18 protein-coding genes are annotated in these 21161 nt (G+C 63.8%); 5 read left to right on the forward strand and 13 right to left on the reverse strand.

Annotation, left to right across the window (positions count from 1 at the left end; all coding sequences use genetic code 11):
• Positions 1–51 precede the first annotated feature (51 nt).
• Positions 52–1710, reverse strand: coding sequence for a winged helix-turn-helix domain-containing protein (locus PCA31118_RS06675; protein WP_174990367.1), 1659 nt, complete (start codon positions 1708–1710; stop codon positions 52–54).
• A 341-nt stretch (positions 1711–2051) separates the two neighbouring features.
• Here PCA31118_RS06675 and PCA31118_RS06680 point away from each other — a divergent pair, with 341 nt between their 5' ends.
• From PCA31118_RS06680 to PCA31118_RS06690, 3 genes are all read left to right on the forward strand, one after another.
• Positions 2052–2510 carry a hypothetical protein gene (locus PCA31118_RS06680; protein ID WP_150624225.1) on the forward strand — a complete coding sequence of 153 codons (459 nt, stop codon included), beginning with the start codon at positions 2052–2054 and terminating at the stop codon, positions 2508–2510.
• The gene (locus PCA31118_RS06685) at positions 2507–2836 is read left to right on the forward strand and encodes a hypothetical protein (RefSeq protein WP_150624227.1); all 330 of its coding nucleotides are present in this window, start codon (positions 2507–2509) and stop codon (positions 2834–2836) included. The genes PCA31118_RS06680 and PCA31118_RS06685 overlap by 4 nt, the downstream gene beginning before the upstream one ends.
• A gap of 110 nt (positions 2837–2946) precedes the next feature.
• Positions 2947–5310, forward strand: coding sequence for a hypothetical protein (locus PCA31118_RS06690; protein WP_150624229.1), 2364 nt, complete (start codon positions 2947–2949; stop codon positions 5308–5310).
• A 78-nt stretch (positions 5311–5388) separates the two neighbouring features.
• Here the strand turns inward: PCA31118_RS06690 and PCA31118_RS06695 are convergent, their stop codons facing one another.
• From PCA31118_RS06695 to PCA31118_RS06745, 12 genes are all read right to left on the reverse strand, one after another.
• On the reverse strand, positions 5389–6216 hold the full coding sequence (locus PCA31118_RS06695; protein ID WP_150624231.1) for a nitrogen fixation protein NifZ: 828 nt from the start codon (positions 6214–6216) through the stop codon (positions 5389–5391).
• A gap of 29 nt (positions 6217–6245) precedes the next feature.
• Positions 6246–6629, reverse strand: coding sequence for a CesT family type III secretion system chaperone (locus PCA31118_RS06700; protein WP_044453317.1), 384 nt, complete (start codon positions 6627–6629; stop codon positions 6246–6248).
• On the reverse strand, positions 6592–7563 hold the full coding sequence (locus PCA31118_RS26980) for a hypothetical protein (protein WP_174990368.1): 972 nt from the start codon (positions 7561–7563) through the stop codon (positions 6592–6594). Before PCA31118_RS26980 ends, PCA31118_RS06700 begins: the two co-directional genes overlap by 38 nt.
• An 85-nt stretch (positions 7564–7648) precedes the next feature.
• Positions 7649–8935 (reverse strand): protein-tyrosine phosphatase family protein, encoded by a 1287-nt coding sequence (locus tag PCA31118_RS06705; RefSeq protein ID WP_150624235.1) that lies wholly within the window; start codon positions 8933–8935, stop codon positions 7649–7651.
• 206 nt (positions 8936–9141) lie between these two features.
• Positions 9142–10011 carry a hypothetical protein gene (locus tag PCA31118_RS06710; RefSeq protein ID WP_150624237.1) on the reverse strand — a complete coding sequence of 290 codons (870 nt, stop codon included), beginning with the start codon at positions 10009–10011 and terminating at the stop codon, positions 9142–9144.
• Positions 10012–10319: 308 nt separating this feature from the next.
• Positions 10320–11153 carry an NADH-quinone oxidoreductase subunit E gene (locus PCA31118_RS06715; protein WP_150624239.1) on the reverse strand — a complete coding sequence of 278 codons (834 nt, stop codon included), beginning with the start codon at positions 11151–11153 and terminating at the stop codon, positions 10320–10322.
• 28 nt (positions 11154–11181) lie between these two features.
• Positions 11182–12105, reverse strand: coding sequence for a hypothetical protein (locus tag PCA31118_RS06720; RefSeq protein WP_150624241.1), 924 nt, complete (start codon positions 12103–12105; stop codon positions 11182–11184).
• Between the two features lie 240 nt (positions 12106–12345).
• Positions 12346–13494 carry a rod shape-determining protein RodA gene (rodA, locus tag PCA31118_RS06725; RefSeq protein ID WP_150625151.1) on the reverse strand — a complete coding sequence of 383 codons (1149 nt, stop codon included), beginning with the start codon at positions 13492–13494 and terminating at the stop codon, positions 12346–12348.
• Positions 13494–15803 (reverse strand): penicillin-binding protein 2, encoded by a 2310-nt coding sequence (gene mrdA / locus PCA31118_RS06730; protein WP_150624243.1) that lies wholly within the window; start codon positions 15801–15803, stop codon positions 13494–13496. Before mrdA ends, rodA begins: the two co-directional genes overlap by 1 nt.
• Positions 15804–15855: 52 nt before the next feature.
• Positions 15856–16368: a rod shape-determining protein MreD gene (gene mreD, locus PCA31118_RS06735; protein ID WP_150557491.1), complete on the reverse strand. Its 513-nt coding sequence runs from the start codon at positions 16366–16368 to the stop codon at positions 15856–15858.
• 9 nt (positions 16369–16377) lie between these two features.
• Positions 16378–17346, reverse strand: a complete 969-nt coding sequence (gene mreC / locus PCA31118_RS06740) for a rod shape-determining protein MreC (RefSeq protein ID WP_150624245.1) — start codon at positions 17344–17346, stop codon at positions 16378–16380.
• A gap of 184 nt (positions 17347–17530) precedes the next feature.
• Complete coding sequence (locus PCA31118_RS06745; protein ID WP_010805637.1) at positions 17531–18574, reverse strand: rod shape-determining protein; 1044 nt, start codon at positions 18572–18574, stop codon at positions 17531–17533.
• Positions 18575–19125: 551 nt separating this feature from the next.
• On the opposite strand from PCA31118_RS06745, the gene gatC reads away from it, so the two are divergent.
• A complete protein-coding gene (gene gatC / locus PCA31118_RS06750; RefSeq protein ID WP_150624247.1) occupies positions 19126–19425 on the forward strand; it encodes an Asp-tRNA(Asn)/Glu-tRNA(Gln) amidotransferase subunit GatC in 300 nt (99 codons plus the stop codon).
• A 203-nt stretch (positions 19426–19628) separates the two neighbouring features.
• Entirely contained in the window at positions 19629–21119 is a 1491-nt protein-coding gene (gatA, locus tag PCA31118_RS06755) for an Asp-tRNA(Asn)/Glu-tRNA(Gln) amidotransferase subunit GatA (protein ID WP_150624249.1), read from the forward strand.
• The last annotated feature ends 42 nt before the right edge of the window (positions 21120–21161 follow it).

The raw sequence follows: 21161 nt of genomic DNA on the forward strand, positions 1-21161 counted from the left end.
ACTTCACACGTTCAGCCCCGCCGGCGCCGGCGGGGTTTTTTCGTTGTGCGCTCAGATGGAGAACAGCGTTTCGAGCCGCGGATCGTGACGGTATAGCCGCTGCCACGGATACCAGTCGGTGCGCATGCGACGCCAGGCGTCTCGCGCCGCCCAGATACCGTGGGTGTGCAGGATCAGCGGCAGCAGGCCCGCGCGCACCTGGCGCGAGTCGATCTCGGCAAGCAGTTGCTCGGCTGCGCGCTTGGCCGGCATTCCCCCGCGCGCCAGTTCGACGTAATGCCGGTTGACGCGCAACAGACCGGCATCGTCACCGGTTTCGCGCACCGCGCGCACGAGCGCCTCCGCTTCCGCATGACGGCATTGGTGCGACAACATGATCGCCAACGCGCTGGTGAGCACCGGATGATGCTGGCCGAACCGTTGCAGATTTTCTCGCGCCACGGCAATGGCTTCGTCCGTGCGTCGGTCGAAGAACATCGCCCATGTCTTGAGGATGGCCGCCGCGATGAAACTCGGATCGTGTTCCAGCGCGATATCGAGCGCCATCTCCGCCGCCTTCGATTCTCCCTTGAGAATGCAGTGCCAGGCGTGGTGATATCGCACGTACGGATTCGACGGGGCCGACCACAACGCACGGTCGAAAAGAATGTTCGCCACGCTGGACTCGAATTTCATACTGTGCAGGATCGCCAGCAGACTCACGGCATGCGGATCTCGCGGCGCCAGCGCAAGAGCGGCCTCGACGGCCGCGCGCGCGCCGTGCAACGCCGCTTTCTGGTCGAACAGGCCGAGATGCGCCAGTGCCAGATAGCATTCGGCCTGTCCGCAATACGGCGCAGTACGCGACGCCCCTTCCCCCACGCATTGATGAAACAACTGCAGCGACTGCCGCAGGCTCGACGGCGTGTGTTGCTGGAGCTTGAATCTGGCGTGCAGGAACGTCGTGGCGGAGTCGAACGAGTCGAAGGAATGCGAGAGGTGCACCGACGCCTTGAGGCCCGGCACGTGCTTCGTGACGATGTCCGTGATGCGGATTTCGATGGGAAGCGTGTTGTTGGCGTCGCTCAGCACGAAGTCTTCGCTGAACAGCAACTGATGGCCATCCGAGCTGACCAGCTCGATGCGCAGCCGGTCGCGTTCGATCGCATGGCCGGTGACGTAGAAGTCCGGCGCGAAGCGCTCGACGAACGTGGCGATGTCGTGACATTCGAGCACCGTGCGGGTGATCGACGCCGGCAGGACACGCAGCCCGTAAGCGGTGTACTCGAAAAAGCGTGTCACCAGCCGGTCGTGCAGCATGAGCGTTTGCGCTGAATTCGGCAGCCGGAACGGCATGATGGCGAGCGTGCATAACGCGGCTGCGCGCGTGGCGCCCGACACGATGGCGACCGAGCGTCGAATCCGGTAACCGGTGCCATATACCGTCTCCACGATGCGGTCGGACTTCTTCTCCCTGAGCACGCGCCGGATCGCGTAAATGCACCGTGTCAGCGATTCTTCGCTGACGTCCTGATGTGGCCATACCAGCGAGAGCAACTTGTCCTTGCTGACGTTCTCGCCGGCCGCTTCGAGCAGCGTGCGCAGTACCGCGACTTCCTTGGGCGGCAGGCTGATCTGCCGGTCTCCCTGCTTGAGTATGCCGTTCGCGTCCAACGAAAAATCGTCGAACAGATAGATCTTTCCGGTCTGCGTCGAGCTGATTTGATTCACGTGCCGAGTCTCCTGCCAGCAAGCCCTGCTCGACGCGAGCGACGACGACTGCCGGTTTGCCCCGTCGCAAACCGAAGACGTGTGAGACATACGTGCGCTGAATCATCGCCGCGGGGGGCTCCGGCGAAATCATGTTCCTCAAAGCGAGGAGACTATGCGAGGAACTAACGTTTCTGGGGGGATGAACATAAATAATTGGGCCGATTCCCTGTCAGTTTGCGTCAGTGGCCCATACGGATCTCCCGCGCTTGGGCGAAAGATGAAATGCACTCGCAGGATAAGACCGGGATGATGGCCGCAAGCAAGACATGTTCCTGAAAGTCCCCAACCTATAAGAAATCATGGACGGAGCCCTCGTATTTGGCAGTTCGATTTCGTCAGCAGAGCTTCGGAGACACGCAGCGTCGCGCCGACACGACACCGTGGTGACGGCGCTCGCGGATGCCCCGTCGCTAGCACGAATTTGCACCGAGATGCGCGAGCGCTGGGAAATCGACGTGACGCTGCGGCGCGAAACGATCTTCTTCGAGGCGCGCGACCTCGACACGTGTCTGATCCGTCAGACGGCAGGCACACACATCGAGCGGCGTATGACGGGGGCAGACGATGCGGCGGCTGCCCGCGCACTGGCGATGAACCTCACGCTGTGCCGTCAGGGCTTTGCCTTCGGGGTGAGGCGCGGCGTGCTGGTGCTGCACCGGTACGTTGCGCCGTGGGAGAGCTTTGAGACGTGCATGACGGCAGTACGCGAGTTCTTCGTGGTCTCGGAACGCATCAAGCGTGCGGTGATGGCGATATGAGTCACGCCATCGTGGTGATGCTTCGCGCTTCGCTTCCCGAGACGGTGAGCACGTTCGTGCAGGCGCGTTCGTCGGCGGGATTCGAGCCGTTCTGGCTGCTCGAATACTCGCACGGCCATCTGACGTTCATGATCGCGATCGCCGGGGCAACGCTGCCCGAAGTGCACTTCGGCGAACGCACACCGGTCTGCGAATTCTGGATGTGCAGTCCCGCGCTGTTCGAATCGCGTCGGGTGTTGTTGATGTACGGCAGCGCCGTTCGCGGCACCCGCGCGGACATCGTCGCCTGCGTGGAGCTGTTCCTGCATCGCGTATTGGCGCATTGAATTGCATTGACGCGCATTGAAGCGCAAGAAAGCAAATGGAAGCCGGCCGGAGACCGGCTCTCTTTCCCGGGGAGTGGCGCAGTGTCGAAAATTGAAGGGGACAAAATCCTATGGCAGCAATGATTCAGTCGAGTCCGGGCGTACAGAATGCGCCCGCGATGGCGGCCTCGATGCCAGTCGATATTTCGCAAAACGAATTCGACTCTCGAATTGCAAACGACGATAGCCTGTTCCAGGCCAGTAACGATAACGACGAGCTGAGCGTCACGAGAACGAAGCGTGACGCCATTCCTCCACCGCTCACGCAACAAGACGCCCGCACGGCGGTTGCCGCGCTGTGGAGTGTCTTTCAGCAAAGCCGCAGCGCATTGGGGTTGCCGGATAAAGGCCGGCAGTACGACGATCTCAAGAAGGACGTCGAGCGCTTCCTCGCACGGCCCGCCAGTGCGGGCGTCAAGCGCAGCGACATGATGCAGGCGAAGCAACTGTTCGGTAAGTTGGTGCGCGGCCTGAAGCATCACGAGCATCCCAAGGGCAAGAACGTCACGCATTTCCAGCTCGCCGTGGATACGGGGCTGTTTCTGGAGTGGCAGTTCAAGGCCAGTGCCGACGAGTGCGTCAAGCAGAAGCTCGACCGTGCGTTGACGAAACGTCTGGCTGACATGAAGCCGGGCTCGGCGACATCTTTCAGCGCGAAAGGCGGCGTGGGTATCGACGTGGTGCCGGGCGTGGGGATCAATGCCAGCGTGACGCGCGATTCGAGCCTGTCGATCACGCCTACCGAATGGCTGGTGGATGCGACGGGCAAAAAGGTCACGCTGTCGGCCGGCGCAGACGTGCTCGATTTCATCAAGACGGAGTTGTCGCTGTCGGCGTCGTCTTCGCGCGCCGACATTTACGGTTCCTTATCGGACTATGTGACCAGCGAGAGCCACAAGTTCACCACATGGGTCAAGCAGGGCCCGATCGCGCTGATTGCCAAGATCCGGCATCTGTTCATGATCTCGTCGTCTTACGAGGCCGGTCGGGCGCGTGCCGACTTCAGTCGCGACTGTCTCGAAGCGAACCTGATCGAGCTTTGCGGCAGGAGCATCGACATTCGGCAGCGCGGACCGGGAGCGCTGCCGATCGAGCGGCACGACACGCTGGCCGGCGAAGTGAAGGGCACGGCGGCGGTCGATGTCGGCATCACCGCGAGCGTCAATGCGGCGGGCCGCCGGTCGGTCACGGCCAAACGCGCGCATCACGACATTCTGGCAATTGCCGACATACGCCCTGAATGGGCGCGGCAATTACTCGCCAAAAAGCAACTCGTGTGCAGTCCGCTGACGCTTCTGGAAGCCGTGCGTTCGCATCTCAAGACGTCCAGCACCGAGATTACGGCCGAGATCATGGCGAAAAGGTCCGGGACTGCCGTGCAGGACATGGAGGAGCGGGCGCAGTTTCTGCTGGAGCAGTTTGCGCTGCTCAAGCTCGAAGGCGGGCTGACCCCGGAAGTCGAAGCGATTCTGATGGACCTGTTCAAGGAGCGCGAGCGCATCTTGCGCCCGGCAGCGCTGGCGACCCATGAACTGAGCTGTCGCCAGACCAAATGGCAGGCCGAGCTGGCCACGGTGGCCGGCGTGCCGCTGGTGTTTCCCAACGGGGTCAACGCCAGCGTGACTTATGAGCACGTCACCGAAGATGAAGATCCGCACTACTGCGGCCATTTCGTGAACGTGAACGTGGCCGGCATCGTTGCGGTGGCGGGTGCCGTGACCGGTGCGCTCGAAGCTGTGGGGGTGTCCGCCGGCGGTGGTTGGGGCGTGGCAGAGATACAGACGGCGCTCAGGAAGATCGATTTCGACTACAGCGCCGGAATCATGACCTCGATGCGCTTCAAGCTGAAAAAAGACGGCGTGGCGCTGATGCACTCGGTCCGTGGCATTACCAGCACGCTCGGATTCGACCGGAAGCTTCCCACGCCGGTCGCCGTGCTTGCGGGATTGATGTGGAACAGCAATACGGCGGACAAGCTGACGATCGGCAGCGATTGCCTCGATCTGCTGCTGCCGATGATGCGCATGCGCTATGCCAATCCGAGATTCGGCGGCGAAGCGTGGTGGAACGACTTCACGGTGCTTCACAAGGAGGAACTCGACGAGATGTACTTCAAGATCGCCGACGCCGTGCCGAATACCACGCTCGAAGCCGATCTCGAACGCGTGGTCTGCGAGATGCCCGCCATCCGGCCGCTGTTGAACGCACTGCGCGACGCCGCCGCGCAATTCGCGGACGAGACCACACCGCAGAACCGGGCGGTCGCCAACGACGCGATGGCGGAGTTTCTGATGGCTTACGTCAAAGGGGGCTACAAGGACAAGGTGTCCGCCAAGTGGCAGCCGACCGTGAACGGGAAACGCATCGCACTACCGGCTCAGGCCGCGGCCCCGGCTTCCACCCCCCAGACGACGCGTGAGGCGATGGCCGCCTGATCCACCTTATCCGATTGTCTCGAGGAAAAAAGGAAGGCGCGGGCGTACCGCGCCTTTTCCGTCTTCACGAGGAGGGGATCACTTGGTTCCCGTGCCGCCGTCCGGTTCCGGCTTCGGAGGTTTGGGGGGAATCAGGATCGGAGGAATGCCGATGTCAGCGCTCGCGATGGCCGCTTTCAGCGCGTTCGTTTGCGGGCTCAGAAGCGCAGGCCGATCGACGAGAATGGGCGTGTTGGCCGCGACCCGGGACGGACGTGCCGGAAATGGCGGGGCTGGCGGTTCATGTGGCGTCGCCGGACGTGCTGCGTTCGATGCCGCCGGCGCAGACGGACGATCCCGCTGCGCCGATATCGGGCAGGGGATGGACGCGCGACGTGTCGCACTGGCAGCCGGGGCTGGCGACGCGGCCGGACCGACGGGATCTCTCGCGTAGATGGCCAGGATCTGTGCTTTCGCCTGATCGATCCTCCGGTCGACGACCTCATGGGGCTGAAAGTTGAAGAACGACAGACGACGGTGGTGCGACGGTTGCAAAGGAGACGGAGACAGAGGCGACGCAGACAGAGGCGAGCGCGGCAGCGAGTCGAGCGAAGCGGTGCGTCCGATCGGTGCGCCGGGACAGGTTCCCAGGTTCCGGATCAGCCGCGACAGTTTCACGCGGGTGAAGGTCGCCCGAAGGCGGGTGACGATGGTGGCCCAGGGCTTGGGCTTCGGCGCCGCGCGACTATCGTTCGTGCGAACGAACTGTTGCGTGCGCAGCCCGTCGACCGGCACGAGCGTGATGCTCTGACCGCCATACGACACGTGTTCGTTGGGCTTGGCGTGGGCGATGTTAGTGCGCTCTGGAGGGTTCATGGAAAGGGTGGAAGGGGCCACCACCGTACTCGCGAAAACGATCTTGGACATTGAAATCTCCCGTAGCCGGTAACGCGGTGCTAATTTGCCGAGGGCAACGCCTGGGCAACGTCGAGCAATTCACCGAACGCGTCGGCCAGTGTGGCCCGGTCCTGCCCGGCGAGCGGCATCTTCATCCAGCAGTTGAGCGTTCCGTTATCGTTGAGCGAGAACACCGGCTGGCAAAAATCGGCGCGCAGATGGTTCGCCGCGAGCGCGGCCATCAGCGAGTCGGTCGAGGGCGTTTCGTTGAACTCGGCGAGCATGAACCACGAAGCGTGATCGATGGCGCCGAAGTGCACGGACATGCGGTCCTCGACATCCAGACTCACGACTTCCTGATCCGGCGCCGGTTCGAAGGCGAAAAATCCGATGTGGTGCAGTAGCTCACCGACAACGTTGTGAAAAGTGTGCAGGTCTTGCATCGTGGAAGGTCCTTGATAAGGGAGAGGCACCCATCCCGTTGTCGTGGGCGTCGAGCGGATCGCAGGCGGATGTGGGTGCAGCATCGGCAACCGCAGCGGCGGGAGTGGTGTCATCCGCCGGTCGCGCGCTGTTACGGCGATTGCGCGCGCGCGCCAGGCGGGCGAGCTCCTGATGTTGACGAAAGGTCGGGTCGAATTTCGTCGATCCGATACGAATGTCGCGCAGCACGCTATCGAGCGTCGCGCTGCCGCGCTCAAGCAAGGCGGTTGCCGCCAGCCACATGCCCAGACGCGCCGTGCGGTGTGTCGACTGCACGACGGCCGGGTGCGGCGTCGCGCACAGCGTTTCTGTGTGATAGAAATCCTGGCGGCGCATGTGCTGCGCGGGCGTGGTCGCTTTCAGGCGCTCTGCGGCCTGATAAAGATGCGAGAGGGCGTCGGCACGGACGATCGTCTCGCCGTCGTCTGCCCATGCCTGAAGCGCCGGAAAGGTCACGACGTTGGCCCCGTGCGTCATCGAGACGATGCAGGTGCGCAGTTGAGTGCCGCGATAGCCGCACTCGCTGTGGGTGAGCAGGTAGGATGCGAAGCCGATGTCGCCGAAGCGTCGGCTTCTCGACGATAGCAACGGATACGACGCGTTGCGTGCGAGCAGTTCGTCGTCCGAGGCCAGGGTGATGAGTACCGATGGCGGGGCGACCAGCCAGCGTCTCAGATATCGCTCGATGTCGGGGGCGCGCGGCGGTTCGCGTCGCACGGCGAGCGTGCGTTTGGCGTGTGAGAGCATTTGCGAATCGCGGGGCGACTTGTCGCCCGATGCCGCGACTGTCTCGGTGTCGCGTGTCGCCGCTGCGCGGGCGTCTCGGGCGCAGCGCCGGGCGGCCATCGTCGTAGCGCGTGCAGATGCGGGAGTCACGTTGACCGGGGACGACATGGCAAATCTCCTGTATGCGTTAGCGTCTTGGCGCGAGAAGCGGTTGGACGGGCGATGCGAAAATGAAACGCACTGCGCATCTCGTCTAGCGATGCATCAACAAGGGCCGTCGCAGATCGTCTGCGAACGCACCGATGACGTCGAGCTGATGATGGGTGCCGACAAGCTGCGGCGCGCTGGTGAGTCGGATGTCCGTCACGATCTCCTCTACGCTGAGATGTTCGTGATGGCCACGCGACATGGCGAGCGCGGCGACGAGCACGCCTGCGATGCCTTCGGGATCGTCGAAGACGATGACCGGGCAGCCGATGGGCGACGTGCCGTTCGTCCCCGCAGCGTTGCTCGTGCTCGCGGTGCGCTTCGCGCCGACATCGTGCGGCAGTGACATATGGCGCAACGCGTTCTCGACGAACTGCAGAGTTTGCGTGACGTAAAGTCGGTCGGACGAAATGTCGGGCGCCTGGCGATAGGGCGCGTGCAATACCGAAAACGTCACTTCCCGCTCCGAAGAGCGCAGCGTCGTCTCGTACACACTGAAGTCCGTGACGAAGGTGGCTGCCGTACTGGTGGTGATGTGACGCCGGCTCACGCGAATGGCGCCGTCGTGACGCTCGGCACCGTGCGGCTCGCACTGCGGCGTGACGTGCACGACCACGCAAGGCCGCAGTCGCATGAGCAGTGTGAGGAAAGCTTCGATGGCGCCGTGTTGCGGTGACTGACAAACCACTGCGAGCGGTTGGCGGGCGACGTGAACGACACTGGCGGGGAGCAACGCGCCGTCGTGACTGCGTAACGCCGTGCGGCGCGCCACCCAGAGCTTGCGTTCCCGGCTCGTCGCCAGGTCGCGGTGATAGTGATCGCGATAGGACGCATTGGGCTGCGTGATCAGCTTGTAGTGCCCGACCACGTTCTGCGCGGAGCCCATGCGAAGTTTGAGCTCATGCAACGCATCTTCCGGGCAGCTGCGCTCGAAGACATCGATGGTGCAGGCCTCGGGGTTGCCGCGCCAATCGAGTTGGCGCCTGATGCCCTGGAGCACCCGGTCCTTGACGCCCGGGGTGGCGTTGCGCAACAACCAGACAATGACGAAGGGCTGATCGAGTCGCATGGACCGGACACCGGGGCGGGACGACTCCGGCCCACTGGCCGGCGCATTCGGATGGGCGGCGAGCGCCAGGTCGCGTGCGCGACGCCACAGGTGCGGGTGCCGGTAGGCGCTCCATCCGATAAGCAGAACGAGAAAACCGTCGCGGGTGACACCGACTGTCGTGCGGGCAGGATCGAGCGCGTGCCGGCAGATCAGACGGTGGAGCTGCTCGGCTTCCTGGTTCGTCATGGTGGCGGCGTTGATCTGGGTGTGGATCGATGCCATGCGTGGAAATGCCTCCCGATTCCGGAACGTTCGAGAGGCAATGGTCGGGTCCACCGCAGGAAGCCGCTTGCAGGTTTGGCTCATCGTATACGCCACGGCGCCCGGCAGGCCGTGCTCATCGGGCGCATCGCGATTGGGCGATATCCGAAGGCCCTTGAATGCGGTGGGCTATTGCGGGACCGGGACAGCGCCGCACGCCAGTGGGCTCATTTGCCGCGCACGAGCGCCGACGTGTCGGATGGGCGTTGGGCCTGCGCAGAGAGGAATTTGCGGGGCGGCTTGGGCGGCGGGGGCGGGAGCGGTCGTTTGTCCGGCACGACATCGTGCCCGAGCGTCAGACTCTTCCTCACGTCATTGAGCCATGCAAATTGAAACTTGCTGACGTTCCTGATGAGTGTGTCCCGATCCTTCTTGGACGACAGCGATGGGTTTGGACGGGCGTCCAATGTGGCTTCGCGAGTGTCGGGAAGGTCCTGGTCGTCGCCGTTTCTGGAGGCGACATACTCACGTCGCAATTGATCGGTCAGGGCCTGGAGTGTCTTCGTTCGCGATTCGATCTCGGCGCCGGGTTCGGTGTCGTCGTCTTCGGCCGAGCGCAGTCGCTGGTAGGCATCGCACTGTCGTGTCGGCGTGAGGCTCGCCATGGCCGCCCGAAACCCGGACTTGTGCGACTTGCACTTCTGCAGCGCCCGAGCCCGCGCCGGATCGGGGGCCGGGTCGAGAAGGCTGGTGAAGCAAGACACCTTGCCGTCGTCGGTCGGCATGTGCTGCTTCAGGAGATTGAGCAGCCGCACGACCGGGGCGCTCCCCATCCGCAGGCCTTTGCTTTTGGATAAGGTCGGGACAGTTGCCTTCGGCTCGACGTTCAGATTTTCGCGGACCATCAGATCCCAGGCGCGCCGACATTGGTCGGGATGAAGCCGATAGCGGTTGCCTTTGAAGATGACGATCGCACCACGCTCGTTGATGCCAATGCGCTTGTCTTGCGTGGGGTACTGACTCTTCCAGCCGTAAAGTGTGTAAAGCGTTGGGGCGGATGCCAGCGCTACCTCTTGCAGCGTGATGTTCGTGCTCATCGCAACGTTTCTCCTTCGCCTGAATGCCTGCTGCGTACAGGAATGCGTCTGTCGACGGATTCCACGAACGCCGCGAATGCATTTCGCCCGCGCCGGGCAGGTTGGCGAGTGAGATGACGCGAATCATCGCAGACCGTTCGTAGGCATGAATGGTCGTGCGCGCGGCGCGCGCGGGCTTCCACGTTTGGCTCTCCGGGCCGGCGCCCCCGGAGAATTCGGCGGGCGCGCGGCAACCTCCGGCGGACGTGGGAAGACCGTGCGACGCGAGACCGCGTGCGGTACACGCGCACGGCATCTGAAGGATGGGGCTATCGCTCCTGGTTATTCAGCACGTTTTGCAGCAGGACGGCGTTCACGAAACCGTTTCGTTCCAGGTCGTCCAGAAAGGCAGGGCGAGTGGGCTCGTTCGACGCTGGCGAGGGGGGCGCCGACGGTGTGCCCGAGGCCGACGACGGCGCGGAGTCCGTTGGGCTTTGTGGCGGTGTTCCCGGAAAGAAATCGAACGAATGCGACGATATCGCCGCAGGTGACTGACTGCCCGCGGGAAGCTTCGGTGAAAGCGGCGACGTGAAGCTGCGTAGCGGCTTGGGCGGCGCAGTCCGGGGCCTGGACTCGGCGGCAGAGTCCACGTCGTTGGCCGCAGGTGCCGCGACGAGGACCTCACTGAGCGACATGGGGGGCTGCGTCGTAATCCGCACGCGCGCGGTCGGCGGATCCGACCTGAGCCTCACCTTTGCCAGCGCCTCCCTGAGGATGCCCTTGAAGGGGGACGTCGCCGATACCGATACCGCAGGCGCGCCCGTCATGTCCGACTGCGCGTTGGCGTCCTTCATCTTTTTCACGAGCACAATGACCGACGGTTTGCCGAGCCTCAGATCCTTGAACTTGAGTTTCGACAAAAGGGACGTCGCAGGCCGGGTGGCCGTCTTGCTCTCGCGTATCAGCTTGTCCGCACGGTGACATTGGCGCAGATGCAAGAGAAACGACTTGCCCTTGAAGATGACGAGCTGGTCCTTGCTGTTGACGCCGATGCGTCCGTTGGTGATGGCCGCGCCGCCTTTGGGCTGCGCAAGCGAATCCAGCCTGTCGAGCGTGGCGCGGGAATGTAACGCCACCGAATGCAGCGAGATACTGGTGCTCATCGCAAAGCTCCTCCTTGGGTTGTCGGCATCAGACCGGATGCACTTCGGACGCCGATGTCGCAGCCAACTGCTGGAGCAGTTCGGTGCGGGTGAACCCGAGCGTGCGCGCTCGTCCGGCATTCTCGGGCCGGTTCGTCACTTTCATTAACCTTGCGCGCATCGACGTATCCGGCCCGGACCACCCGGCGAACCCGGCTTCCGATGCGCACGACACGTAGACCGGTGTCGGATCGCCATGCGCAAGCCGTTCGAGACTGACATTCCGTTTCAACTCGACCGAATTGCGTTTCGGTGACAGCGGGGGCGGTCGCGTTTCATCCGCCGTGAACCGGTAGGGGGTCGTGCCCGGGGCGTCCGCGAATCGTTCGTCCCACAATCTCGCCGCCTCGTCCTGAAGGCGGCGATGGAGGGCGGCGGCTTCGAGCGGGTCGGTCGGAATGCGTCCATGACCGATGGCGGACGTGGGGCTGGAGAAGCCTTTGGCGTCCTCACGTGATTGCGAAATGGAGGCCGCCATGACAAGCCGCGAGAATGCGCGCGGTGACGAGGCGCGTTTCGCACAGGGCCCGGGCGGGGGCGTTTCCCGCGCGAGCGTCGCCGCGCCGATGCCTGCGTCCGGGTCCGCATTGGCCGCTTTCATCTTCGTCACCAGCGCGACCATGGACGGCGTGCCAACCTTGAGATTGCTGAATTTGAGCGACGACAGGCGCGATGCTTTCGTTTCGCCCGTAACGTCCTGCGCAATGTCCTGCGTTTTCACGAACCGCGCCGCACGACGGCATTCCCGGAAATGCAGCACAAAGCGCGCACCCTTGAAGACGACGAGTTCGTCGTGCCGGTTGATGCCGATGCGCGCGCCCTTGAGCGAGGCGTTGATGGTCGGGGCGCTCAGACGCTCGAGTGTGGCGCGCGAGACATTGGCCACGGATTGCAGCGAGGTGCTCATGCTCATCGCGAAGCTTCTCCTTCGGTTATGTGCATGACGCCTGCCGGACTACGTCTGTCGAGGCAAGCCGCAAACGCGGCGAATGCACGTGTGTTGTCGAATATGAGCCTCGTTTTTATAGGATTGGGACTAGGCTGAATCCCAAGTTTCGCTCATCAGAATCGACGAAAGCTTCGGCCGAATGCAAAAACGGCAGGGCGATTGCCCTGCCGTCCTGTTGGCGTTGCGGTGCTGCGGTAACTTACGCTAGCTCTGCATGAGGCGTTTTTCACGCGCCACGCTCATGAGAATGCCGACGCCGAGGCCGAGCGTCACGAGTGCGGTACCCCCGTAACTCATGAACGGCAGCGGTACGCCGACGACCGGCAGAATGCCGCTCACCATGCCCATGTTCACGAAGGCGTAGGTGAAGAAGATCATGGTGACCGCACCTGCGAGCAGGCGGCCGAACAAGGTGGCGCCGCTCGCGGCGATCATCAGTCCGCGCGCGACGAGCAGCAGATACAGCAGAATCAGCACACCCTCGCCGATCAGACCGAATTCCTCGGCGAACACCGCAAAGATGAAGTCGGTGTGCTTTTCCGGAATGAATTCAAGGTGCGCCTGCGTGCCTTTGAGCCAGCCCTTGCCCGTGGTGCCCCCCGAGCCGATGGCGATCACCGACTGGATCGTGTGGAATCCTTTGCCGAGCGGGTCGGACGTCGGGTCGAGCAGCGTGCACACACGGTGCTTTTGATAGTCGTGAAGAATGTGCCATTCCACGTCCGGCTGACAGATCTTGTCTTCGAGCGCGAGAATGGTCCCGATGCCGACGACGCCGGCAATCAGCACGGGCAGAATCAGCTTCCACGACAACCCGGCCAGATAGATCACGTAGAGGCCGGCGGCGGCCACGAGCAGGCCGGTGCCGAGGTCGGGCTGCTTTGCGATCAGCCCGACGGGCACGCCGAGCAATGCGAGGGCGGCCAGATAGTCGAACCAGCGGATGTTGCCTTCGCGCTTCTGGAAGTACCAGGCCAGCATTAGCGGCATGGCGATCTTCATGATTTCGGACGGCTGGATCACCATGCCGACGTTGAGCCAGCGCTTCGCACCCTTCTTCGTCAGACCGAACATCGCCACCGCAATGAGCAACGCCACGCCCGCGGTATACAGCGGTACCGCGAACTTCATCAGCGTTTGCGTCGGCAGCATCGCCAGCACCCACATCAGCATGAACGTGAGCACGATGTTGCGGATCTGGTCTTCCACGCGGCCCGGCACGTCGATGCTGGCGCTGTAGAGCGTTACCAGCCCCACGCACAGCAGCAGGAAGACGATCAGCGCGAGCGGTTTGTCGAAGGCGGCGAACAGGCGCTTCACCTGTTCTTTCCACGTACGTTTGTCGAGCGCCATCATGGCGTTTCTCCTTGCGCGCCCTTGGCGTTGCGCGTGCCTTGCCCCTGAGCACGGATGGCGGCGCGATGACGCGCTTCGTCGGCGACGGTCGGGCTGATGGCCGGTTTGTCGGACGGTGTTTGCGGCGCGGGCTTCGGCGTGTCGGCCGCAGCGGCTGTTGCGGCCGATGCCTTGGCGGTCGGGGCGCGCGAAGTGGGTGCTACCGCGCTCGCTCCCGCCGCTCCCGACGGTACCGATGAACCTGGGGCACCGGGGGCCACGCGCGGCACCGTCGTCGAACCCGTCATGACGGCGCGATCGAGTTCGGCGGCGCTGGCAGGCGGCGCATCCGGCGCGGCGGAGACCGACGAAGCCGACGAGGCAACGGCGCCCGACGCTGCTGCCTGCAGCGCAGCCGCCTCGGCGGCACGCTCCTTCGGCTCGGTGATGAGGTAGTAGTCCAGCAGACTGCGCGCCACCGGACCGGCCTGTGCCCCCCCCCAACCCGCGTTTTCGACGATCAGCGCGATGGCGATCTTCGGATCGTCCGCCGGTGCGAAGGCGATGAACAGGGCGTGGTCGCGTTTGAACTCCGGAATCGCGTTGTGGTTGTACTTCTCGTTCTTGCCGAGCGAGTACACCTGTGCCGTGCCGGTCTTGCCGCCAGCGTCGTATGGGGCGCCGGCAAAGGCCTGGCGTCCCGTGCCTTCCTTGATGACACCGACCATCGCACGCTTGACGAAGTCGACGTCCGCCTGTTTGTAGGGCAGACGCGCGCTTTCATGCGGCACGGTGAGCTGGCGCGAATGCGAGACCGGATCTTCGACCGCCTTTACGAGGTGAGGCTTCATCACCACGCCGTTATTGGCGAGGGTGGCCGTGGCGTGCGCGAGCTGCAGGATCGTAAAGGAGTTGTAACCCTGACCGATGCCCAGACTGATCGTCTCGCCGTCGTACCACTTCTGTTGCGCGGGCTTCTTGTACGCCTTGCGTTTCCATTCGGTGGACGGCAGGATCCCGCGCGCCTCGCCTTCGATGTCGATTCCCGTCAACTGGCCGAAGCCGAGCGGCGCCATGAAGTCGTGGATGGCGTTCACACCGAGGTCATGCGCGAGCATGTAGTAATACGTGTCGTTCGAGACCACGATCGAGCGATACATGTCGATCCAGCCCTGACCGTTGCGCACGTCGTTACGGAACGTGTGGTTGCCCAGCGTGAACGAGCCCGTGTCCTGAAAACCCCAGTTGGGTGTGCGTTTGCCGAGTTCGAGGGCGGCGAGCGCCATGAACGGCTTGTACGTCGAGCCGATCGGATAGGTGCCGCGCAACGGGCGATTGAGCAGCGGCCGGTCGGGCGAGTTGTTCAGGGCGTCCCAGTTTTGCTGATCGATGCCTTCGACGAACAGGTTCGGATCGAAGCTCGGCGCGGAGACGAAGGCCAGCACGTCGCCCGTCTTCGGTTCGATGGCGACGACGGCCCCGCGGCGACCTGCGAAGGCCTGTTCGGCCACCTGCTGGAGCTTGATGTCGATGGACAGCACGAGGTTGTCGCCGGGGGTGGCCGGCGTGCGCGAGATCGTGCGCACCGGACGCCCGCCCGCCGTCACTTCGATTTCCTCGAAGCCGGTGATGCCGTGCAACTGCGTCTCGTAGCTTTGCTCGACACCGATCTTGCCGATGTAGTCGGTGCCCTTGTAGTTGTTCGCGTCGCGGCGAATGTCGTACTTCGCGCTGTCGCTGTCGTTCTCTTCGCTCATCGCGTCAATACGCTGACGGTCACGCTGCGAGATTCGGCCGATATAGCCGATCACGTGGGCGGCGGTCTCGCCGAGCGGATATTGCCGGAACAGGCGCGCGTGCACGTCGACGCCGGGGAAGCGGAAACGCTGTGCGGTAAAGCGCGCCACTTCCTCGTCGGTGAGTCGCGTGCGGATCGGCAAGCTCTCGAAGCTCTTGCTGTCGTCCATCAGCTTCTTGAAGCGGGCACGGTCGCGCGGGGTGATTTCGATCACATCGGACAGATCCGTCACCAGGTCTTCGAGCGGGCGGCCGATCTTCGACGGCGTGATTTCCAGCGTGTAAGCGGAATAGTTGCGCGCCAGCACCACACCGTTGCGATCCATGATCACGCCGCGGTTGGGCACGATGGGCGCGAGCGAAACGCGGTTTTCGTCGGCTTGCAGCGCGTACTGGTTATGACGGAAGACCTGGAGGTAGACGAAGCGGACTGCGAGCAGGCTGAAGCAGATCAGCACGAACAGCGCGGCCGCCGTCACCCGCACGTGAAACGTCTGCAGTTGTTGCTGGGGGTTCTTGAACTCGGTCATGCGCGGCGGTGCGTGGCGGGACTCGTGGGTGCGATCTGAGGGGCGGCGCCCGTCAGATCGGACGCGTATCGTCGCGGTCGACGGCGCGTTTCTGAGGCGCCAGCAGCAAAATGCTGATCACCGGCCAGAGCACCGCTTCCACGAAGCTCGCAGCAAGCGGCCACCAGCCGGGGAACGCGGCGCCAGTCGCCAGACGGATGATGAACGGCACGACGTGCGCGAGCAACAGCAGCGGCAACACCGTGAGCGCCTGCCCCAGCAACGTGAAGAACAGGACGCGGCGGTGAATCATGATCGCGCCGTACGACAGCAGCGTATAGGCAAGGGCATGCTCGCCCAGCAGCCCGGCGTTGTGCACGTCCATGAGCAAACCGACGAGAAACGCCACGCCCATGCCAACCTTGCGCGGCTGGTGGATGTTCCAGAACATGAGCACCAGCGCGACGAAGTCGGGCATGGCGGGGGCGTGACCCCACGGCATCAGGTTCACCAGAAACGCCACCACGAGGCTGAGCGTGATGAAGTACGGATTGACCGGCAGCAGGATGTATTGCGGTCGTGACATGTGAATTCCTTAATGACCCTTGCGGGCGCCCGGCGCGAGTTTCGGGTCTGCGCGCGTGCCGCCCTTCGGGGCGGGCTTGCCGCCGCTGGCGGCCGGATCCGAGGCGCGTGCGAGATCGGCGGCGGCGTCCGGATGCAGCGGCAGCGGCGTGGTGTATTGCAACACCAGTACCTGACGCTGACTGCGCAGGTTGGCGACCGGCTGACACAGAATGCGCGCGAACGCGGTGTCCGACACCCGGTCGACCTTGGTAATGCGCGCAACCGGCAGACCGGCGGGGTACACGCCGTCGAGCCCGCTGGTGGCGATCTCGTCGCCGACCTTCACGTCTGCCGAGAGCGGGATGAAGCGCAGGTCGAGCACGTCGCCGCGCAGCCCGCCGTAGATCACGCTGTGCACACCGCTGCGGGTCACCTGCACCGGCACGGCCTGTTCCTTGTCGGTGAGCAGCGTCACCTCGCTTTGCATCAGGAAGACGCGCGAGACCTGACCGAGCAACCCTTGCTCGGTCACCACGGGGGCGCCGAGCCTGACGCCATGTTTCGTGCCGCGGTCGATCACGACACGCTGCGTGAACGGGTCGCGCGTGTCGTATTCGATCTCCGCGGGGATGCTCGGCACAGGCAGGCGCTCGCGAAGGGCCAGCATCTGACGCAGGTGTTCGTTCTCGGCGACCAGCTGGTTGTTGCGCTGGGCCTGCACGGACAGTTCGAGATTGCGTTCGCGGAGCTTGCCGTTTTCGGTAGTGAGTTGCGATTCGGTCGAGAAGAAACCCGCGACGCCGAGAATCGCGTCGCGCGGCAACAGCATCATGCGTTGCACAGGGTAGAGCGCGGTGCCGACGACGGTTCGTACCCGCTCCAGTGTGTTGTAGTGCGAGTCGACCACGAGCAGGCCGATGGCGAGCGCGACGAAACAGATCAGCCGGGCCAACGCCGACGGTCCCTGTTTGAACAGTGGCGGCGGACTGTACTGCATGGTGGGCCCTTCAGGGAAGCACGCGCAGCGAGACGCCGCGGTGCGCGAGTGGTGTCAGTCGGGCGCGACGCAGCGGCGTGACGCCTGACTCCGCGCGCGAGGTCTTGCTGCGTGGCCGGTCGTGCCAGGCGAGGTGTGGAAGGGATTGCCCCACCGCGCCGGACGACGAACCACGCACGTTGGCTTACTCGTAGGAGAAGATGCTGCCGAGCTTGTCCATGCGCTCGAGCGCCATGCCCGAGCCACGCACCACGCAGGTGAGCGGGTCTTCGGCGACGAGCACGGGCAGGCCGGTTTCTTCGGCGAGCAGACGGTCCAGGTCGCGCAGCAACGCGCCACCGCCCGTGAGCATCATGCCGCGCTCGGCGATGTCGGCGCCCAGTTCCGGCGGCGTTTGTTCGAGTGCGATCTTCACCGAGGAAACGATCTGGTTGAGCGGATCGGTCAGGGCTTCGAGGATTTCGTTGCTGGAGATGGTGAAGGCGCGCGGAATGCCTTCCGAGAGGTTGCGGCCCTTGACTTCCATTTCCTTGACTTCCGAGCCCGGGAAGGCCGAGCCGATTTCCTTCTTGATCGCCTCAGCCGTCTGTTCGCCGATCAGCATGCCGTAGTTGCGGCGGATGTAGTTGACGATGGCTTCGTCGAACTTGTCGCCGCCCACACGCACCGAACCCTTGTAGACGATGCCGCCCAGCGAGATCACGCCCACTTCGGTCGTGCCGCCGCCGATGTCGACGACCATCGAGCCCGTGGCTTCCGAGACCGGCAGGCCGGCGCCGATGGCAGCGGCCATCGGCTCTTCGATCAAGTACACCTGCGAGGCGCCGGCGCCGTGCGCAGCTTCCTTGATGGCGCGACGCTCGACCTGAGTCGAACCGCACGGCACGCAAATGATGATGCGCGGCGAGGGCGAGAACAGGCGCGACTCGTGAGCCATCTTGATGAACTGCTTGATCATCTGTTCGGTCACGGTGAAGTCGGCGATCACGCCGTCCTTCATCGGACGAATGGCTTCGATGTTGCCCGGGACCTTGCCGAGCATCTGCTTGGCTTCCTTACCGACGGCTTGAATCGTCTTCTTGCCGCTCGGGCCGCCTTCCTGACGAATGGCGACAACCGAGGGTTCGTCGAGAACGACGCCCTTGCCGCGCATGTAGATCAGGGTGTTGGCCGTGCCCAGGTCGATGGCCAGGTCGTTGGAGAAATAGCTGCGAAGAAAACCGAACATGCAAAATCCTGTGTTTGCGTGAGGCCGCCCAATGAACTTGACTGGGACGGCTGCCTGTCGTCTGGGTTCCGGCCTGTTCGCAAAAAAATCGCCAGGCGCCACGCGGCGGCTCGCGAAACATGCGGACAAACCGAGGAATGCTGTACTGGGCAGGAGGCGGGGCTGCCGTCAAAAAATCCGTCGCGTCAGGGTCTTCCAATGGACTGCGCGATCGTCTGTCGCGCCCCCCGGACTGGCCGTGGCCCACCTGCGCGACAGCGGCGGAGGGTGCAAAAACACGCTCCGACGCAAATTTAATGCGCAATGATACCTTATAATTTCGCAGGTTTTGCAGGAAAAACGAGCACGTTGACACCACATTCGACCCCCGCGGCAGTTTCGCCCGGGAGCCTTGCGGCACGGCGTGTCAGCCCTCCTGCGCAGCGCGGTGCATGGAGTAAAACAGAGGTCGAGTTCCGACTCGGTCGCAGATTCTCCGCATTCTGTCCCTAATTTTGGCGTCAGGCATGCATCGGGCTGCTCTCCAATGCGCATTTTTTCGGGATTTCTTCATGGCTTTGAATCTCTCAGACGTCAAACGCATTGCCCATCTCGCGCGTCTCGAGCTGGCCGATGACGAGGCGGCACACATGGAAAAGGAGCTCAACGGCTTCTTCGCGCTCGTCGAGCAGATGCAGTCGGTCGACACGACGGGCGTCGCCCCGCTTGCGCATCCGATCGAACAAATTCAGGAAGTCGCTCAGCGTTTGCGTACCGATGCCGTGACCGAGCTGGTCGATCGCGACGCGAATCAGCGTCCGGCGCCTGCCGTGCAGGACGGCCTCTATCTGGTACCAAAGGTCATCGAGTGAGGTCGGAGGTCGTCGGCCGAGGCGCCTAGCGCCGCGCGCGGGCTTCGTCGTCGCTGCTCAGGTCCGCCGCCGGTTACTGCCGCTCAGTATCGACGCACGGTCGCCGGCACACCGCTGACGCGCACCACCGACGCATACCACTGACGCATACCACTGACGCATATTCACGCAGCTTTCATGCGCTACCCAGCACAGCCGCCATCATGGAACAAGATCTGATTCATTTGCAGGATTTGCGCGCCGCGCTCGACGCTAAGCGCGTCTCGAGCGTCGAGCTCACGCAGCACTATCTGGCGCGCATCGACGCTGCCGCCGATCTGAACGCCTTCGTTCACGTCGACGCCGAAGCCAGCCTCACGCAGGCACGCGCGGCCGACGCCCGCATCGCCGCAGGCGATGGTGCGAACCAGCCGCTGCTGGGCATTCCCGTCGCGCACAAGGACGTGTTCGTCACGCGCGGCTGGCACAGCACTGCCGGCTCGCGCATGCTCAAGGGCTACCAAAGCCCGTTCGACGCCGCTGTCGTGGAGCGTCTCTCGGACGCCGGCATGGTCACGCTGGGCAAGACCAACATGGATGAGTTCGCCATGGGGTCGTCGAACGAAAACTCCTACTACGGCCCGGTGAAGAACCCGTGGGACAAGCTGGCCGTGCCCGGTGGCTCATCCGGTGGCTCGGCCGCCGCGGTGGCGGCACGTCTCGCGCCGGTCGCCACGGGCACCGACACCGGCGGTTCGATCCGCCAGCCGGCCGCGTTCTGCGGTGTGACCGGTATCAAGCCGACGTACGGCCGCGTGTCGCGCTACGGCATGATCGCCTTCGCCTCGTCGCTCGATCAGGGCGGCCCGTTCGGGCACAGTGCCGCCGACTGCGCGTGGCTGCTCAACGGCATGGCCGGTTTCGACGCCCGCGATTCGACCAGTCTGGAACGTGCGGACGAAGACTTCGCCCGCGGTCTGGGCAAGCCGCTCGATGGCGCGACGGCCGACAAGCCGCTCGCCGGTCTGCGCATCGGTCTGCCGGCCGAATACTTCGGTGAAGGGCTCGACGCCGACGTGCGCGCCTCCATCGACAACGCGCTTGCCGAATTCGAGAAGCTCGGCGCCGTGCGCGTGCCGGTATCGCTGCCGAAGACGGAACTCTCGATCCCGGTGTACTACGTGCTGGCCCCGGCGGAAGCCTCGTCGAACCTGTCGCGTTTCGATGGCGTGCGCTTCGGCCATCGCGCCGCCGAGTACCGCGATCTGCTCGACATGTACAAGAAGTCGCGTGCCGAAGGCTTTGGCACGGAGGTCAAGCGCCGCATTCTCGTGGGTACCTACGTGCTCTCGCACGGTTACTACGACGCTTACTATCTCCAGGCGCAGAAGATTCGCCGCCTGATCGCGCAGGATTTCCAGAACGCGTTCGCGCAGTGCGACGTCATCATGGGACCGGTCGCGCCGTCGGTGGCGTGGAACCTTGGCGAGAAGAGCGCCGATCCGGTGCAGATGTATCTGGCCGACATCTACACGCTGTCGGTGAGCCTCGCGGGTCTGCCGGGCATGAGCCTGCCGGTCGGGCCGGGGCGTGACGCGCGCCCGGTGGGTCTGCAAATGATCGGCAACTACTTCGACGAAGCCCGCCTGCTGCAAGTGGCCGACGCGTTCCAGCGTGCGACCGACTGGCACAAACGCGCGCCGGCAGGCGTCTGATCATGGGCGGCCAGCGTATGCAACACGACGACACGACATCTC

Source organism: Pandoraea captiosa, from assembly GCF_902459775.1.
GTDB lineage: Bacteria > Pseudomonadota > Gammaproteobacteria > Burkholderiales > Burkholderiaceae > Pandoraea > Pandoraea captiosa.

Excerpts from the sequence above, each read along its gene's own strand:
- PCA31118_RS06680 (WP_150624225.1), top strand. The coding sequence starts at position 2,052 with ATGGACGGAGCCCTCGTATTTGGCAGTTCGATTTCGTCAGCAGAGCTT.
- PCA31118_RS06685 (WP_150624227.1), top strand. The coding sequence starts at position 2,507 with ATGAGTCACGCCATCGTGGTGATGCTTCGCGCTTCGCTTCCCGAGACG.
- PCA31118_RS06690 (WP_150624229.1), top strand. The coding sequence starts at position 2,947 with ATGGCAGCAATGATTCAGTCGAGTCCGGGCGTACAGAATGCGCCCGCG.
- PCA31118_RS06695 (WP_150624231.1), bottom strand. The coding sequence starts at position 6,216 with ATGTCCAAGATCGTTTTCGCGAGTACGGTGGTGGCCCCTTCCACCCTT.
- PCA31118_RS06700 (WP_044453317.1), bottom strand. The coding sequence starts at position 6,629 with ATGCAAGACCTGCACACTTTTCACAACGTTGTCGGTGAGCTACTGCAC.
- PCA31118_RS26980 (WP_174990368.1), bottom strand. The coding sequence starts at position 7,563 with ATGTCGTCCCCGGTCAACGTGACTCCCGCATCTGCACGCGCTACGACG.
- PCA31118_RS06705 (WP_150624235.1), bottom strand. The coding sequence starts at position 8,935 with ATGGCATCGATCCACACCCAGATCAACGCCGCCACCATGACGAACCAG.
- PCA31118_RS06710 (WP_150624237.1), bottom strand. The coding sequence starts at position 10,011 with ATGAGCACGAACATCACGCTGCAAGAGGTAGCGCTGGCATCCGCCCCA.
- PCA31118_RS06715 (WP_150624239.1), bottom strand. The coding sequence starts at position 11,153 with ATGAGCACCAGTATCTCGCTGCATTCGGTGGCGTTACATTCCCGCGCC.
- PCA31118_RS06720 (WP_150624241.1), bottom strand. The coding sequence starts at position 12,105 with ATGAGCATGAGCACCTCGCTGCAATCCGTGGCCAATGTCTCGCGCGCC.
- rodA (WP_150625151.1), bottom strand. The coding sequence starts at position 13,494 with ATGGCGCTCGACAAACGTACGTGGAAAGAACAGGTGAAGCGCCTGTTC.
- mrdA (WP_150624243.1), bottom strand. The coding sequence starts at position 15,803 with ATGACCGAGTTCAAGAACCCCCAGCAACAACTGCAGACGTTTCACGTG.
- mreD (WP_150557491.1), bottom strand. The coding sequence starts at position 16,368 with ATGTCACGACCGCAATACATCCTGCTGCCGGTCAATCCGTACTTCATC.
- mreC (WP_150624245.1), bottom strand. The coding sequence starts at position 17,346 with ATGCAGTACAGTCCGCCGCCACTGTTCAAACAGGGACCGTCGGCGTTG.
- PCA31118_RS06745 (WP_010805637.1), bottom strand. The coding sequence starts at position 18,574 with ATGTTCGGTTTTCTTCGCAGCTATTTCTCCAACGACCTGGCCATCGAC.
- gatC (WP_150624247.1), top strand. The coding sequence starts at position 19,126 with ATGGCTTTGAATCTCTCAGACGTCAAACGCATTGCCCATCTCGCGCGT.
- gatA (WP_150624249.1), top strand. The coding sequence starts at position 19,629 with ATGGAACAAGATCTGATTCATTTGCAGGATTTGCGCGCCGCGCTCGAC.